This is a genomic window from Sulfurimonas sp. (assembly GCF_026196735.1).
Taxonomy (GTDB): Bacteria; Campylobacterota; Campylobacteria; order Campylobacterales; family Sulfurimonadaceae; genus Sulfurimonas.
On the sequence record NZ_JAPHUF010000017.1, the window covers coordinates 1 to 15,162 of the forward strand.

Below are 15,162 nucleotides of genomic sequence, written 5' to 3' on the forward strand. Positions count from 1 at the left end.
AGCAGAAGACACAATAGACGATGTTGTTCACACTCCGGCAAGCGATGAATCAACAACAGATGAAAATACTATAGATGCGGTTGATGAAGACACAACAGCGGAAAATACTACAGATGCAGTAGCGGAAGATACAGTTGATGAAGATACAACTGACGCAGTTGCTGAGAGTACAATAGATGCAGTAGAAAATGTTGCTGCTTCAGCAGAAGAAACAACAGATGAAGATACTGTTGATGCACAAACGATTATAAATGGAAGTTCTGGTGATGACACAATAGCGTTTGATGCAAGTGCTACTATTCATGGGCTGAAGGTTATGATACATTGTTAATAACTGAAGACATGAATATTGATATGAGTGCAATAAGTGAAAATATATCAAATATAGAGTCTATAAACTTAGCTGATGGTTCACAACATATAACTTCAATTTCAATAGAAGATGTTATGAATATAACAGATGTAGATAATTTACTTCGTATAGACGGTGATAATAGCGATACTATAAATTTAAATACGCAAGGCCCTGATGCTGAGTGGAGTTTAGGTAATTTTAAAACAGATGCTGAGACGGGACAAGGATATCAAGAGTATACCGCTGGAGAAGGTGACAGTACAGTTACTTTAGAAATAAGTACGGATGTAGATATTAACGAAGTTTAATATCTTTGTTTATTTTAAAAGTAAGACCAAAGAGAGTCTGTCATTAACATGTAGCTTTGAAAATATCGAGCTGATATGTGCTTTTACGGTTCTAGTAGTAATATCGAGTGCTGACGCTATTGCGTCGTTTGTTAAGCCATCGAGTATCAGGTAAACTACCTCTAACTCTTTAGATGATAATCTATTTTCTAAAAGTGCCAATGAATCAGTGCTTAAAGAGTTGTTTTTATTTATTTTAGCAAGTTGGGCTGTTAACTCAGGGTATGTCCAGATATTGCCATTTTTAACCGTTTCAATCATTTGAGTATAGTGATGTGTTAGCATTCTAGAGTTTGCATAAGCTTTGGCTCCACGAAATATCAAAATTTTCCCAGTTGCAATTGCAGGTTCTTTTTCTAAAACTATCAGGTTATTGGGAATAGAGCCTGAAGATATTAGGGAGTTTACTTCATGAGCAACACTATCGTAATCAGCGATTAAGATAGTGTTCTTGTCTTCTTGCAGCTCTATCGTCAAAGATTCCAAGTCATGACATGTAGCATATTTTTCTATACCATGTCTTTCTTTCCACTCATCAATCATATTCATGTCTGTACTAAAAAATATAATGCTCATTTTATCTCTCCGAAAAAACATATTGTTTAGATTTAAGTATAGGTTTTAAAATATACTGCATTACAGTTTTTTGTCCTGTTACTATATCTACATTTACAGTCATTCCCGGAATAATCTTTAGGGGATGTTCTTTTGTGCCTAAATAATTTTTCTCAGTCACTACATGTATAAGATAAAAGGTATTCTCTTTTTTGTCTGTAATAGTATCGGGAGATATATTTACAACTTTACCTACGAGCCCACCGTGAATAGCAAAATCATATGCAGATACCTTTACCTTCGCTTCTGCTCCTGGATGGATGAAAGCAATGTCGCTAGGTTTGATTTTGATCTCTAAAAAAAGTTTTTTATTTGTCGGAACAATCTCTACAAGATCGGCACCTGGCTTGATAACTCCGCCTACAGTGTTTACAAATAGTTTTTGAACAATGCCCTCAACCGGTGATTTAACCATCGTTCTGTTTACTTGGTCACTAAATGCAATTTGTTGAGTTTGGAGTCTGGATATCTCAGCTAGCACTTCGCTTAACTCTTCTTTGGCAGTATTTATAAAAAGCTGGCGTGATTCTTTTCTTTTATTTTTAAACTCATCAATAGTAGCTTGTAGTCTAGGCAGAGAAAGTTTTGCAGCTTCTATATCATTTTCTATGCTGTTTGCTTCTCTTTTGAGCTTTAAAAAATCAACTTTAGACTTGATACCTTCTCTTACCATTGGTGCAGTCATCTGTATCTCTTCTGTTACAAACTCCAAAGATTTTTGCAGAGACTTAACTCTTGCACTTGCTTCTTTAAATGCTTGCGTTTTTTGCTTAATCTGATTTATATATGAGTTATCTTTGGCATCAAACTCTTTTTTGTTTGAATTATATATATTTTCTGAGAGTTTTATCTGTCTTGCAAATTCTTTATCTTCTACTGTTGGAGCTTTGAAAGGTGTTTGATTGGCTTGTGCGCGGAGTCTTAAGCTTTTGGCTTCGAGCTCATAGTATTTCATCTCATTTGTACGAGATTCAGATGTTGATTTGGCATTATTGATTTTTAAAATCACTTCGCCGGCTTTAACTACCTGACCCTCTTCAACTAATATAGATTCAACAATACCACCTTCAAGATTTTGAATGATTTGATTTTGACCATAAGGGATAACATCACCGTCTCCTCTGGTTATCTCATCTATTTCAGCTAATGATGCCCAGATTAAAAAAGCCGCAACAGTAAATAGCCATACTTTAAGTACTCTGCTCATCCTAGTAGGTGTCTGCTCTAAAACAGCAGCACTTAGACTATTCATAAAATTATAGTCGTTTTTGGTATATTCTATAGGTTTATTATTTTTTTTCAATATTTTTTCCTCCGCTTTGGAGTTTTTTTAATGCTTCTGCTTTTGGAGCATCAATAAAAATTTTACCTTCATTAATAACAATAACTCTATCTACAATACTAAGCAGAGTCATTTTTTGAGTTACTAGTATGGAAGTCTTTCCTTTTAAAGCTTTTTTGAGATTTTCTAAAAGTTTAGCTTCGGTAATCTGATCCATTGCATTACTAGGTTCATCCATTAGCATAATAGGAGCATCAAGTAAAAAAGCACGAGCAATACCAATACTCTGTCTTTGACCACCAGAAAGTCCTTGTCCACGCTCTCCAATTGGCATCTCGTAACCTTTTGGATGTCTTTTGATAAACTCAGAAGTTCCACTTATCTGTGCGGCTCTAATCATAGCGGCATCATTTGCGTGAGTGGCACGGTATGTAATATTATCTTTTACTGTTCCACGAAAGAGCATTATGTCTTGAGAAACATAACCTACATGTTTTCGTAAGTCTGCCGGATCAATTTGTTTTATATCTATCCCATCAATTAAAATTTGACCGGAACTAGGCTCATACAAACCGAGGATGAGTTTTTCTATTGTACTTTTACCTGAACCTATACGACCAATAATTGCCACTTGTTCACCTGGTTCTATAGTAAAAGAAACATTTTTTAGTGCCGGAACATCTGTCCCTGGGTACGAGAAAGTAACATCAACAAACTCTATATGACCACTGAATTCAGGTCTTTGGACAAATTTTTTGCCACTTGGTCTTTCACTTGCTTGAGATATTATCTCATTGAGTGTTTCATAAGATGTTTTTGTATCTTCGTAGTTAGTGAGCAGTGCCGCTACTTGACCCATTGGTGCCAATGTTCTTGAGGTAAGAATAACTATGGCAATAAGACCACCCATAGATAACTCAAACTCTTGGATGAGATATACACCATAAACAATCACCATAACAGTATTTAGCTGGATTAGCAGTTGAGTAATAGTTGGAATAGAAGCTGAAAGAAGACGAGATTTTAGACTTTTACCTGCTATTTCGCCTGTAGATTCTTCCCATTTCCATTGTACTTGATTTAGTGTGCCTAGTGTTTTTAATGTTTCAATATTGTTTAGGCTCTCAATAAGAATAGAACTTTTTTTAGCACTAGCTTCATGCGTACTCTCAATACTTGAACGAAGAGGTTTTTTTATAATAAACGCATAAGTCAAAATCAATAACATAGTTATCATAGGAATGATAACAAGTGCTCCACCTATATACCAAATAACTGCCAAAAATATCACAGCAAAAGGAAGATCGATAATAGCAGCCATCGTCGCATTTGTTAAAAAGCTTCGTATAGAGTCAAAATCTTTAAGATTACTGGCAAACGAGCCTACGGATGCCGGATGGTTTTCCATTTTTAAGTCTAAGACTTTTTCAAAAATAATTGAGGACATAATGATGTCACTCTTTTTTGCGGCACTCTCAAGCAGGTAGGTTCTTGTAAACTTTAAAAAAGTATCTATAACATAAACTATACTTACACCTATAGCAAATACCCAGAGAGTCTCAATGGCATTATTTGGAACAACTCTGTCATAGACATTCATGGTAAAGAGAGGCGAGGCGAGAACAAAGAGGTTAATAAGCAAAGAAGCATATAAAACATCTTTATATGTAGATGCAGACAATTTTATAGTGCTCCAAAACCAGTGTTTTTGGTCTAGGTTTAGAGTTCTTTTATTTTCATCACTATACTCATAAGCCTTTTTAATCATAAAACCAAAACCGATATACTCATCTTTAAGCAAGTCCATATCAACCCACTGCTCGATAGCTTCTTCAGCAGGCATAATAATTTTAGCTTGAGTACCATCTTCGCTAAATCTATCTAAAATACAAGCACCCTGATTGGAGAGAAGTATAATCATTGGAAGTTGAAGCGGAGATATTTGAGCAAGCGGCCTTCTGATTAGGGATGATTTGAGACCGGCTCTCTCAGCAGCACGAGAGAAAAGACCTTTTGCATTATTAATTGAGAAAAGCTCAGGTGCATCTGCTCCAGGCTCTATCGGCAGTCCGGCAGTTAGTGCTTCTGCAGAGAATGGTTTGTGATAAAGTTTTGTAAAGAGAACCAAGCAGTCGAGCAAGGCGTCCATTCTTAAGTTTTCAGCACTTGTTAAAAGCATTTACAACCCTTTTTTTATTTTTTTAATTTTCTTACTATTATGTCAGCTCTATTATTTAAATTTGATGATTGATTACTCTCTTTGCTAAACATAGGAGCTTTGTCTTCTTGAGCATGGATTACAATATTTACATCAATGGCACCTGCCAAAATCAGTTTGTCTTTGATTGCTTGAGCTCTTTGTTTTGATAAGTTATGCATCTCTTCTTTTGTCATATCTTGGCTATCAACATTACCAAGTATATCAAATTTCAAATTTTCCCAACCGTAAGGTTTCATTTGTTTTATTAAGTCGTTTAGTCTATCTGTGCCATCATCTGTTAACTCATAGCTTTCATTATTAAATAAAAAACCACTGTATCTTTCAATGCGCTGAGTGTCATTAAAGGTAAATTCGCAGCCATATAAGTTTCTCATCTTATCAGAAAGAGAATTGTTACATATATCCATCTCATCAACAATTAAATCATTGTCATTATCATAAGAGATAGGCAATGAGTCCATATTTTCAGGTGTTTTTCCGGCTAGTCCTACATTTGAGTATATAGTATCGGTATCTTCGTTGATTGTTGAAACCAAAGTACCCATCGCATCTAAAATTCTATATTTTGCAAAAAGCATGCTGTATTCAGTATTAATTATTTGAGCCTTTGCAGCAATGAAGTCATTTTGAGCAGATAAAAGATCTAAAAGAGAACGGCGACCCAGATCATACTCTTTAGAGTAGAGCGTTAAAGTTTTTATCGAAAAATTCTTATAGTCTTTTAAATGTTCAAGTTGTTTTGAGAGCTTTTCATTTGCTGCCCAAGAGAGACTAAGTCCTTCAATAACTTCTCGTCTTAGTTGATTTTTTGTTTGTACTTCTTGGTGGATAGTGCTTACACTTTTTTGTAGTGTTGCCTTGTCTGCGAAGCCGTTAAAAAAGTTGTATCTTAGGTATGCCATAGCTCTAAGGTTGTCATACTCGCCAGGGATACCGCTTAAGTTTTTGTTCATATTTTGAGATACTTCTATATCTACTGATGGATAAAATGGTGATTTTTTCTCTTGATATGTTGCTTGAGCCAGTTTTACATTATGTTTGCCAACCAATAATGAGGGATTGTTTTGCATTGCAAAAAGCGTTGCTTCTTCCAAGCTTGCAGGAAGTGCTACATTTAGTACCGGTCTGCTCATCTCGTCAGGGTCTATATATCTGCCGAGGACTCTTTGCATATTGTATTTAACATCAAGCATGGTGTTTTCTTGAACAATATAGTTTGATTTTGCAAGAGAGAGAGAAGACTCGATTTTATTTACCTCAGAAAGAGTCGTTAATCCAGAATCATAAAGTTTTTGTACTTTTGCAAGTATTTCGGCATTAATTTCAATGTTTTCCCTCTCAATGTTGAGAAGTTCTTTGTTTTTCATGACTTGCAGATAAGTATTTACCATTTCAAAAGAGGTGTCATTTACTTTTTCAATGTAGCTGTAAGCTGCTGATGCAGTTCTGCTTTCTTGCTGTTTAACTCTGTAGGTTGTCTCAAAACCTTTAAAAATGTTGTGAGTATATGTTAGTGAGTTTTGATATACACTATAGTCAAAATCTTGACCTGCCGCTGTTTCACCATCTTCCCTACCAACGCCGATAGATAAGTCTAGTTTAGGATAGTAGCCTGCTTTTGCAGTTGTTATATCTTCTTTTGTAGCATTGTAGTTTTTAAGTCTTTCTAAAATAATAGGGTTTGTCGATAGGACTTCGTTCACAGTCGTCTTTAAGTCTTGCGCGTTTATTGCAGTTGCTAGTAATACAGCCAGAAGTATGGTTTTGTTCATAAAATTATATTCCTAATTTGTTTTATACTCCAGCAATTTTACCGCGATAATATTAAAATAAGCTATAATTATGATTACTGCTAATGTTTTTTTAGTTTTTATAAGTAATTTATGCTTATTTTGTGACAATAATTTTCTACATGTCATCTTTTTCCAGTTCACTTACAATCTTATGCATTTTATATAATGAGTCGGGATTAAGTGAAATTGAGTCAATATTGTTTTGTACTAAAAACTTGGTTATCTCTGGATAATCAGATGGTGCCTGTCCACAAATACCTATGTATTTACCTTTTGCATTACAAGCCTCTATGGCCATTTTCAGCATCCGCTTTACAGCTTCATCCCTCTCATCAAATATATGAGCAATTTTTGCACTCTCACGGTCAACCCCAAGTGTTAGTTGCGTTAAATCATTTGAGCCTATGGAATATCCGTTAAATATTTCTAAAAACTTATCTGCTAATATTACATTTGCAGGTATCTCACACATCGCATAAATCTCAAGACTATTTTTACCTTGAATAAGCCCTTGTGTATTCATAATCTCTATGACTTTTTTGCCCTCATTCGGAGTACGCACAAACGGGAGCATTATTTTTATGTTAGTTAGTCCCATATCATCGCGAACTCTCTTTAGTGCTTCACACTCCCACTCAAATGCTTCTTTATAGCTCTCATCGTAGTAGCGGCTAGCTCCTCTAAAACCTAGCATAGGATTCTCTTCAACTGCTTCATAATCAAGACCGCCGGGCATATTTCTATACTCATTGCTTTTAAAATCACTTGTTCTTATAATTACGGGTTTTGGATAAAAAGCTGCTGCAATTGTTGCGACTCCCTCGCTTAATTTTTGCAAGAAAAATTCTTTTGCGTTAGTGTGAGGAGTCATAAACGAGCGAATTTTATTTTCATTTTTGACATTTTTTTCTTTGTACATGTCAACGAGTGCCATTGGATGAGCGTTGATGGAGTTGTTCATGATAAACTCCATTCTTGCAAGACCTACACCGTCATTTGGCATTTTAGCAAGCTTAAAAGCTTCTGCCGGGTTTCCAATATTCATAAAAAGTTTTGTTTTTGTTGGTGCAAGCTCACTCAAATCTACAGTTTTTACAGAGTATGAAAGTTCGCCTTCATAAATGTACCCCTCATCTCCCTCTGCACAACTAACAGTTGCAATTTCACCGTTATTAAGTACTTTGCTTGCATTATTGCACCCAACAACAGCAGGCACACCAATCTCACGCGCGACTATTGCTGCATGACATGTACGGCTGCCGCGGTTTGTTACAACTGCTGAAGCCTTTTTCATGATAGGTTCCCAGTCTGGATTTGTTGTGTCCGTTACAAGAATCTCACCATCTTTGAAGCGCTCAAACTCAGAAGTAGAGTTAATGATATTTACCACACCGTGACCAATTTTGTCTCCGATAGCCCGTCCTGATGTTAGTATTTTTGCATCTTGGACATCATTAAGCGAAAATTGCTCTATCGTCATACTTTGGTTTTGTTTGCTCTGCACGGTTTCCGGTCGCGCTTGGACTATATATAATTTAGAGTCATGTCCATCTTTTGCCCACTCTATGTCCATCGGCCGATTATAATGATCTTCAATTATAAGGGCTTGGGAAGCTAATTCTATTACTTCATCATCAGTAATAGAAAAACTTTTTTGCTCTTTTTCAGTGGTATGAACATTGACAGTATTTTTGGAGTCCCCGCTATAAAGCATCTTCTCTTTTTTACTCCCCAAAGAGCGTTTTAAAATAGTATTTATCCCCATTTTTAGAGTAGGTTTAAAGATGAAAAATTCATCAGCATTTACTTTTCCGCTCACAACATTCTCGCCTAAACCCCATATTGAGTTGATTAGTATCAAATTCTCTGAGCCGCTCTCTGTATCGATGCTAAACATGATACCGCTTGAGGATATATCACTTCGTACCATTTTTTGTACACCTACTGAGAGAGCAACTTTGAAATGATTAAACCCGCGACTTGTTCTATAACTGATAGCACGGTCTGTAAAGAGTGATGCAAAGCAGTGGTGAACACTTCTTAGCAGAGATTCAGGAGAGCTTATGTTCAAGTAAGTCTCTTGCTGTCCTGCAAAACTAGCTTCGGGTAAATCTTCTGCAGTTCCAGAAGAACGCACAGCTACATCAACCATTTCACAATCATACTCTAAAGAGAGAGTTTTATATGCCTGGAGTATTTCATCTTCTAGTATTTTTGGAAGTTTTGAATTAAGTATCAGGTTACGAACAGCTAGTCCTCGTTTTTGAAGATTGTTGGTGTCTGAAATATCCAAATCTTGAAGTATATCTTGTATCTTGTCTTTGATATTGTTTTCTTGAAGCAGCAGCCAATATGCATCTGCTGTTGTTGCAAAACCGTTAGGTATATTTATGCCTTTTGGAGTCAGAATTTGGTACATCTCTCCAAGAGAAGCATTCTTGCCGCCGACTGTAGAAACATCGTTGATATTAAGTTCACTAAAAAAGCGTATATATTTCATAATCTATACTCCAAAATAAAAGTTATTTGTATATCTTAGCATAAAGTTTGATATAATCTCAATAATAAAAAAGACTATAGAAAAGTGGTATATGCGTTCATCAGATGTAAGCTCTATTTTAGATAATAAAGACAGATTGTTGACTCAAACATATTTCGATTTGCAGAGATATTTTGAAGATAAGTATGGCAACGATACCGTAGTTTTTATGGAGATAGGAACTTTTTTTGAAGTCTATGAAGTAAACAACGATGAAGAACAGATTGGTAAAGCAAAAGAGATTGCTGAACTTTTAAATATACAACTTACAAAAAAAAATAAAAATATCATTGAAAATAGTGATAAAAACCCGCTTTTAGCTGGAGTTCCTGCTGTCTCTTTTGAGCGCTACTTAAGCCGTCTTATCTCAGAGCAAAAATATACCGTCATCGTAGTAAAGCAAAAAGGCAATCCTCCAAAAATAAGCAGATATATTGCACAAATTGTCTCTCCAGGTACAAACTTTGACCACATAGTAGACAATGATGATAATTATATAGTTTCGCTTTTAGTAGATTGTCACAAAGATATCTATACAGTCGGATACTCTGCAATAGATGTTACAACAGGAAAGACTTGGCTTTATGAAGGTCATGGAACAAGTGAAGACCCTTCTTATGCACTAGATGAAATCTTTAACCTTCTCAATATTTACAGAACTAGTGAGGTTGTTGTTACATTTTTAGATGGCATTACAGACCAGCGACATGTCATACAGTACCTTGAGATACAAGAGCATTACCACTATAGCGTGAACAACCAAAGACCTCGTATTGAGTTTCAAAACGAGCTTTTTCGCGAAGTTTATCAGATTCGATCGCTTCTTTCTCCCATAGAGCATTTAGACCTAGAGAGAAGTCCGATGATTACCGAGTCATTGGCAATACTTATTCACTTTGTAATAGAGCATGACATACATATAGTTCAAAAATTAGACCATCCAAATATCATAGATAACCGCCGTTTTATGTATCTTGGCAACAATGCGTTAGAGCAGATGGGTGTAGTCTCTAAAGATAAAAAAGAGTTCACACTTTTAAAAATGATGGACAAAAGTGCAACAGCTATAGGTCGTCGCCTTTTAAAAGAGAGACTTCTAAACCCGATTATGGAAAAAGATGAGCTTGAACGCAGATACAACCTGATAGAGAGAGTTTCATCTCATACGAGATATTTAGATGAGACTATGCGAGGAGTCTATGACCTAGAGAGGCTATCGCGCAGACTTGATTTAGGAAGGTTGCATCCTTTTGAGATGAACCACATATATGAGTCAATGCTTAGTGTGAAAGAATTGATGCTCTATGTCAAAAAGCACAAAATCCAAAAGACTCCTTTTCATGAGAGTGAAGTAGATGAGTTTTTAAGGGATATAAGCAAAAGCATAGACCTTGATGTATCCCGCCGTTTTACAAATGCAACGGTGGATGAGAATTTTTTAATGAGGGGTGTTGATGAGACTATAGATACTCTTGTTAAAGAAAACTCCACTATGCTTATAGCTTTTGAAGATATCATGGCTAAGATTGAGATACTGTTAGAGAGCGCTAATGCCGGTAGCTCAAGCCGCTTAGTTACACTTGGTTTGCTGGAAAAAGAGGGTTATTATATCTCTCTTAGCAAAAATAGATTCACTATGATAGAAGATGAGTTTAAAAAGAGCGAGGATTTTAAAGAGTTCACTGTTAAAAAGCTTACAAACTCTGTGAAAATCACATCAGATTTTACAGATAATCTCTCAGATAAGATTATGAAAAACCGCCGCAAGATAATCTCTCTGGTTAGAGATAGATATATACAGCTTCAAGGTATTTATGAGAGGCGATACTCTCTGCTGTTTGACCGTGTAATAGGTTATGTTGCAGACTTGGATGTTGGGGTAAGCTCATCAAAAGTTGCCGACATGTATAAACACTCAAGACCAATGATAGTTGATGTTGAAGAAGATGAAAACTTTATGCAGGTTATGCAGCTTCGTCATCCGCTTATAGAGGTTCAAGAACGCGGCGGAATATATGTCCCAAATGATATAGTCATGGGAAACCGCTCTTATATGGATCTGCCTCATCCTGAGACAGTTATGACTGAAGTTAGTGTGCATGACGGACATGATGTAAACGGTGTACTTTTGTATGGAATAAACTCAAGTGGAAAATCATCACTTATGAAAAGTATAGGAATAGCTACTCTTATGGCGCAGTCAGGCTTTTTTGTAAGCGCTGCTGTTATGAAATTTTCTCTGTTTGATTCACTTTTTACTCGTATTGTCTCTAAAGATAATCTCGCAAAAGGACTTTCGACTTTTGCGGTTGAGATGTTGGAGATGAAAAATATATTTAACCGAGCCACAGTTGGTTCACTTATACTTGGTGATGAGATAAGCCACGGAACAGAAACACTCTCTGGAGTAGCGATAGTATCAAGTGCTATTATCAAGTTAGCAAAACTTCGTTCACTATTTTTGTTTGCTACACATCTCCACCAACTCTCAACTATGAAAGAGATTACTTCACTGAACAATGTTGTAGATTTACATCTAAGTGTTGAATATGATGAAGAAAAAGATACTCTACTTTTCAATAGAGTCTTGCAAGCTGGAAGTGGAAGCAGTATATATGGTTTAGAATTTGCAAAATCACTTCATATGGATAGTGAGTTCTTAGATACTGCCAATAAAATCAGGAAACGACTCGCAAAAGATTTTGATGAGTTAGAACTTCTTGTGAAGAAAAAAACAAGTAAGTATAACAAAGACCTCTATGTAACCAAGTGCGTAATTTGTGGCAGTTTAGCTGAAGATGTTCACCATATTAACCATAAGTCTTTAGCTGACTCTGCTGGGTTTATAGGGCATTTTCATAAAGATTCAAAGCATAACCTTGTTCCACTATGTAAGGATCATCACAAAGAGATACATGATGGTAAAATAAGAGTTGATGGTTTTGTTATGACTTCAAATGGTTTAGAGTTAAAGTTCCAAGAGCAGATGAGTAAGCCTAAAGAAGTTAAAATAGAAGAACCTGAAATCAATGAAGTAAAACAAAAAGATGAGTCTGATGGCTTTGTGTTGGATGACTGGGATTAAATAATCACCCTGCTGTTAATACTTCGTTAAACCTCTATTAAAATGTTGTTAAGCCACTTAGCCTATACTTTGAGTATCTAAAGTAAGGAGTTCATTATGAACACAAAAATAATTTTAAGTTTAGGTGCTACAGCACTTTTAGCATCATCACTGTTAGCATTTTCTCCTCAAAGTGGTAAAGGACAAGGAAATAACGCTGGATGTAATCAACAAAAGATGATGAAAGGTCAAGGACATAGAGGAAATAAGGGTTTGGTAAAAATGTTTATGAAACTTGATTTAAGTGATAAACAAAGAGCTGAGGTTAAAGCTATCGTCAAGGCTAGTATGGAAAGTATGCCAAAACCGCATAGTGCATTTAGTGATGATTCTTTTGATAAAAAAGCGTTCATTAAATTGGCAAAAGAGAAAAGAGATGGTAAAATAAAAAGAAGAGCTGAAATGATTGAAAAAATTTATAAAGTACTAGACTCTTCTCAAAAGAAAGATTTTAAAACTATGCTCGATATGAGACAGCTTATGAAAAAAAACATGATGCTAGGCGGAGGCCAAAATGCTAAAAATTGCAATGGTAGAAGATGACAGAGAGTTAGCAGATGTCTTGACTCAGTATTTGTCAAAATTTAATATCTCGGTAACAAACTATGAAGACCCGTTTTTAGCACTTAGTGCCATAGCTTTAGAGGAGTTTGATCTAATCATTTTAGATCTTACTCTTCCTGGTATGGATGGACTGGAAGTTTGTAAAGAGCTTGTTAGCAAGCATGATATTCCCATTATAATTTCAAGTGCTAGAAGTGATATAACAGATAAAGTCATAGCATTAGAACTTGGTGCGGATGACTACTTAGCAAAGCCGTATGAGCCTAGAGAACTTGAAGTTAGAATCAAGACTATACTTAGACGCTTTAACAAAAGTATGCCAAAAGTAGTTGAAGATAAAAAAGAGATATTTGTTTTAGATGAAGAAAAACAAGAGATAAAAAAAGACGGTAAGTTTATAAAGTTCACTCCTGCAGAGTTTCAAATAATGTCTTTAATGTGCAAAAGAAAAGGTTTTGTAGTTTCAAGATATGATATTTTAGATAGTTGTGACCTTTTTAACAGTGATGAGGATAGTGGAAGTATAGCGGTAATCATAAACAGAATAAGACATAAAATAGAAGAAGATCCAAAAAAACCAAATTATTTTTTAACTATCAGAGGTGCGGGGTATAAATTAGTAGAATGAAAAAAGATTCCATACTGTTTGCAATAACCGTAACTTTTGTAACATCGTTAATATTGATTTTAATCAGCTTTGTTGTGCTCTATGTAGGCTCTCAAAAAAGAGAAGAGCACTTTATGCAAAAGATTAACAGCGATACAACTCAAATGTTTTTTAGAGAGTATAGACATAATGGCTTGAGTAAAGAGCTAGAAGAAGAGTTGCAAATTATGAACTTTTCAATTATAAGTGACACACAAGAGCAAAACAAAATACTCAGTGATAAAAAATTATTACATGTAGATGAAAGAACCACCAGAAGAGCCAGATTTGAGCAGTTAAAACTCAATGGTAAGTATTATGTATATATTCAGACACCAAGAGGCAGTGTACTATTAGCTAACAACAACAAAAGCACAAATCATCAAAGTACAATTTTAGTTATATTTTCAGTTATATTTTTAGCATTTATTTTTTTATATATAACCACATTAAAAAAGTTAAAACCGCTTAAAGCTTTAAGAAAGAAAGTTCAAAGATTGGCAAATGAAGATTTTGAGATAGATTGTGCAACAACAAAACAAGATGAGATATCGCTTCTTGCAAATGAGTTTAGTAAATCTGCCAAAAAACTAAAAAATCTAAAAGAATCAAGAAATATTTTCATCAGAAATATTATGCATGAGTTAAAAACACCCATTACTAAAGGAAAGTTTCTAACTCAACTAGAACAAACAGAAGAAAATAGTGAAAAAATGCAAAAAGTCTTTTACAGGCTTGAAGCACTGATTAATGAATTTGCCTCTATTGAAGAGTTGATATCTAGTAAAAAAGTATTGGACAAAAAAGAGTACTATTTAGCAGATGTCATTGACAATGCGGTTGACCTTTTGATGTGCGATGAGAATAGTGTAATTCAGGAGTATGAAAATATTAAAATCAATATTGACTTCAAACTGTTCTCAATTGCTATTAAAAATCTAATCGACAATGGCATAAAGTACTCTGAGGACAGTAGGGTAGTTGTAAAAACAGATGCAAACAAGATAATATTTGAAAACAGAGGCAAAGAACTACTATATGAATTAGATGCGTATTATGAACCGTTTTTTAAGGGGGATAATGTGCAATCAAATCAAAGTTTTGGACTTGGTTTATATATTGTAAAGAATATACTAAATGCTAATGAATATAGCTTAAAATACGAGTATACTGATGGGGTAAACAGCTTTATATTAGAGAAAAATTAACGGTTTTGAAGTAACATCTGACTCTTGTCAATAACAATATTGTCCATATTGTTAGATATAGAATACTCTAAGACATAGAAAAGATCTTTTATCATATTTTCATTATTTTCATAATCTTCTGAAAAGACTACACTTGTGTATAATTTTTTGCCAAAGTTTTTATTTTGGAATGCAGTTTGTAAGTTTGAAGTGGCTTTAATGGCATTTTGGGAAGTTGTTGAATCCAGAATGATGCAACAGAGATTTTTCTCTAGTTCAATAAACATGTCTGTTTTTCTTTTGTGATCGATAAAATCTTTAAAGTTAACATTATTGTCAGATAACCAAAGTGTTAGTGAATATTCAACACCATATCTTTTTTCTCTGTATGAGTACTCTTCCAAATTATCCATAATAAGTTTATAGTACTTCTGAAAATTGTCTTTTATGAGATTTTGCATGCATATCTCCAAATTTTATTTAGAAGTA

The 15,162-nt window shown here is 34.8% G+C and carries 12 protein-coding genes; 6 read left to right on the forward strand and 6 right to left on the reverse strand.

Going from position 1 to position 15,162, the window contains the following annotated elements:
- Together OQK60_RS09970 and OQK60_RS09975 are read left to right on the forward strand one after the other, a co-directional pair.
- Window positions 1-331 (forward strand): hypothetical protein (locus tag OQK60_RS09970; protein ID WP_297686599.1); only part of this gene is annotated, 331 nt, incomplete at its 5' end.
- On the forward strand, window positions 325-663 hold the full coding sequence (locus OQK60_RS09975) for a hypothetical protein (protein WP_297686601.1): 339 nt from the start codon (window positions 325-327) through the stop codon (window positions 661-663). The genes OQK60_RS09970 and OQK60_RS09975, both read left to right, overlap by 7 nt.
- A 9-nt stretch (window positions 664-672) precedes the next feature.
- Here OQK60_RS09975 and OQK60_RS09980 read toward each other — a convergent pair whose 3' ends face one another.
- The 5 genes from OQK60_RS09980 to ppsA form a co-directional block, all read right to left on the reverse strand.
- Entirely contained in the window at window positions 673-1,278 is a 606-nt protein-coding gene (locus OQK60_RS09980) for a LuxR C-terminal-related transcriptional regulator (protein ID WP_297686603.1), read from the reverse strand.
- Window position 1,279: 1 nt separating this feature from the next.
- Complete coding sequence (locus tag OQK60_RS09985) at window positions 1,280-2,620, reverse strand: HlyD family type I secretion periplasmic adaptor subunit (protein ID WP_297686605.1); 1,341 nt, start codon at window positions 2,618-2,620, stop codon at window positions 1,280-1,282.
- Window positions 2,607-4,778 carry a type I secretion system permease/ATPase gene (locus OQK60_RS09990; RefSeq protein WP_297686607.1) on the reverse strand — a complete coding sequence of 724 codons (2,172 nt, stop codon included), beginning with the start codon at window positions 4,776-4,778 and terminating at the stop codon, window positions 2,607-2,609. The genes OQK60_RS09985 and OQK60_RS09990 overlap by 14 nt, the downstream gene beginning before the upstream one ends.
- A gap of 14 nt (window positions 4,779-4,792) precedes the next feature.
- Window positions 4,793-6,592, reverse strand: coding sequence for a TolC family outer membrane protein (locus OQK60_RS09995; RefSeq protein WP_297686609.1), 1,800 nt, complete (start codon window positions 6,590-6,592; stop codon window positions 4,793-4,795).
- Window positions 6,593-6,728: 136 nt separating this feature from the next.
- Window positions 6,729-9,113, reverse strand: a complete 2,385-nt coding sequence (gene ppsA, locus OQK60_RS10000; protein WP_297686611.1) for a phosphoenolpyruvate synthase — start codon at window positions 9,111-9,113, stop codon at window positions 6,729-6,731.
- 91 nt (window positions 9,114-9,204) lie between these two features.
- Here ppsA and OQK60_RS10005 point away from each other — a divergent pair, with 91 nt between their 5' ends.
- The 4 genes from OQK60_RS10005 (at window position 9,205) to OQK60_RS10020 (ending at window position 14,694) form a co-directional block, all read left to right on the forward strand.
- A complete protein-coding gene (locus OQK60_RS10005; protein WP_297686613.1) occupies window positions 9,205-12,237 on the forward strand; it encodes a DNA mismatch repair protein in 3,033 nt (1,010 codons plus the stop codon).
- Between the two features lie 96 nt (window positions 12,238-12,333).
- Window positions 12,334-12,819, forward strand: a complete 486-nt coding sequence (locus tag OQK60_RS10010; RefSeq protein WP_297686615.1) for a Spy/CpxP family protein refolding chaperone — start codon at window positions 12,334-12,336, stop codon at window positions 12,817-12,819.
- Window positions 12,791-13,468: a response regulator transcription factor gene (locus tag OQK60_RS10015; protein WP_297686617.1), complete on the forward strand. Its 678-nt coding sequence runs from the start codon at window positions 12,791-12,793 to the stop codon at window positions 13,466-13,468. Before OQK60_RS10010 ends, OQK60_RS10015 begins: the two co-directional genes overlap by 29 nt.
- Window positions 13,465-14,694, forward strand: coding sequence for an ArsS family sensor histidine kinase (locus OQK60_RS10020; protein ID WP_297686618.1), 1,230 nt, complete (start codon window positions 13,465-13,467; stop codon window positions 14,692-14,694). The genes OQK60_RS10015 and OQK60_RS10020 overlap by 4 nt, the downstream gene beginning before the upstream one ends.
- Here OQK60_RS10020 and OQK60_RS10025 read toward each other — a convergent pair.
- Window positions 14,691-15,134 carry a hypothetical protein gene (locus OQK60_RS10025; protein WP_297686620.1) on the reverse strand — a complete coding sequence of 148 codons (444 nt, stop codon included), beginning with the start codon at window positions 15,132-15,134 and terminating at the stop codon, window positions 14,691-14,693. The genes OQK60_RS10020 and OQK60_RS10025 overlap by 4 nt on opposite strands.
- Window positions 15,135-15,162: the final 28 nt, after the last annotated feature.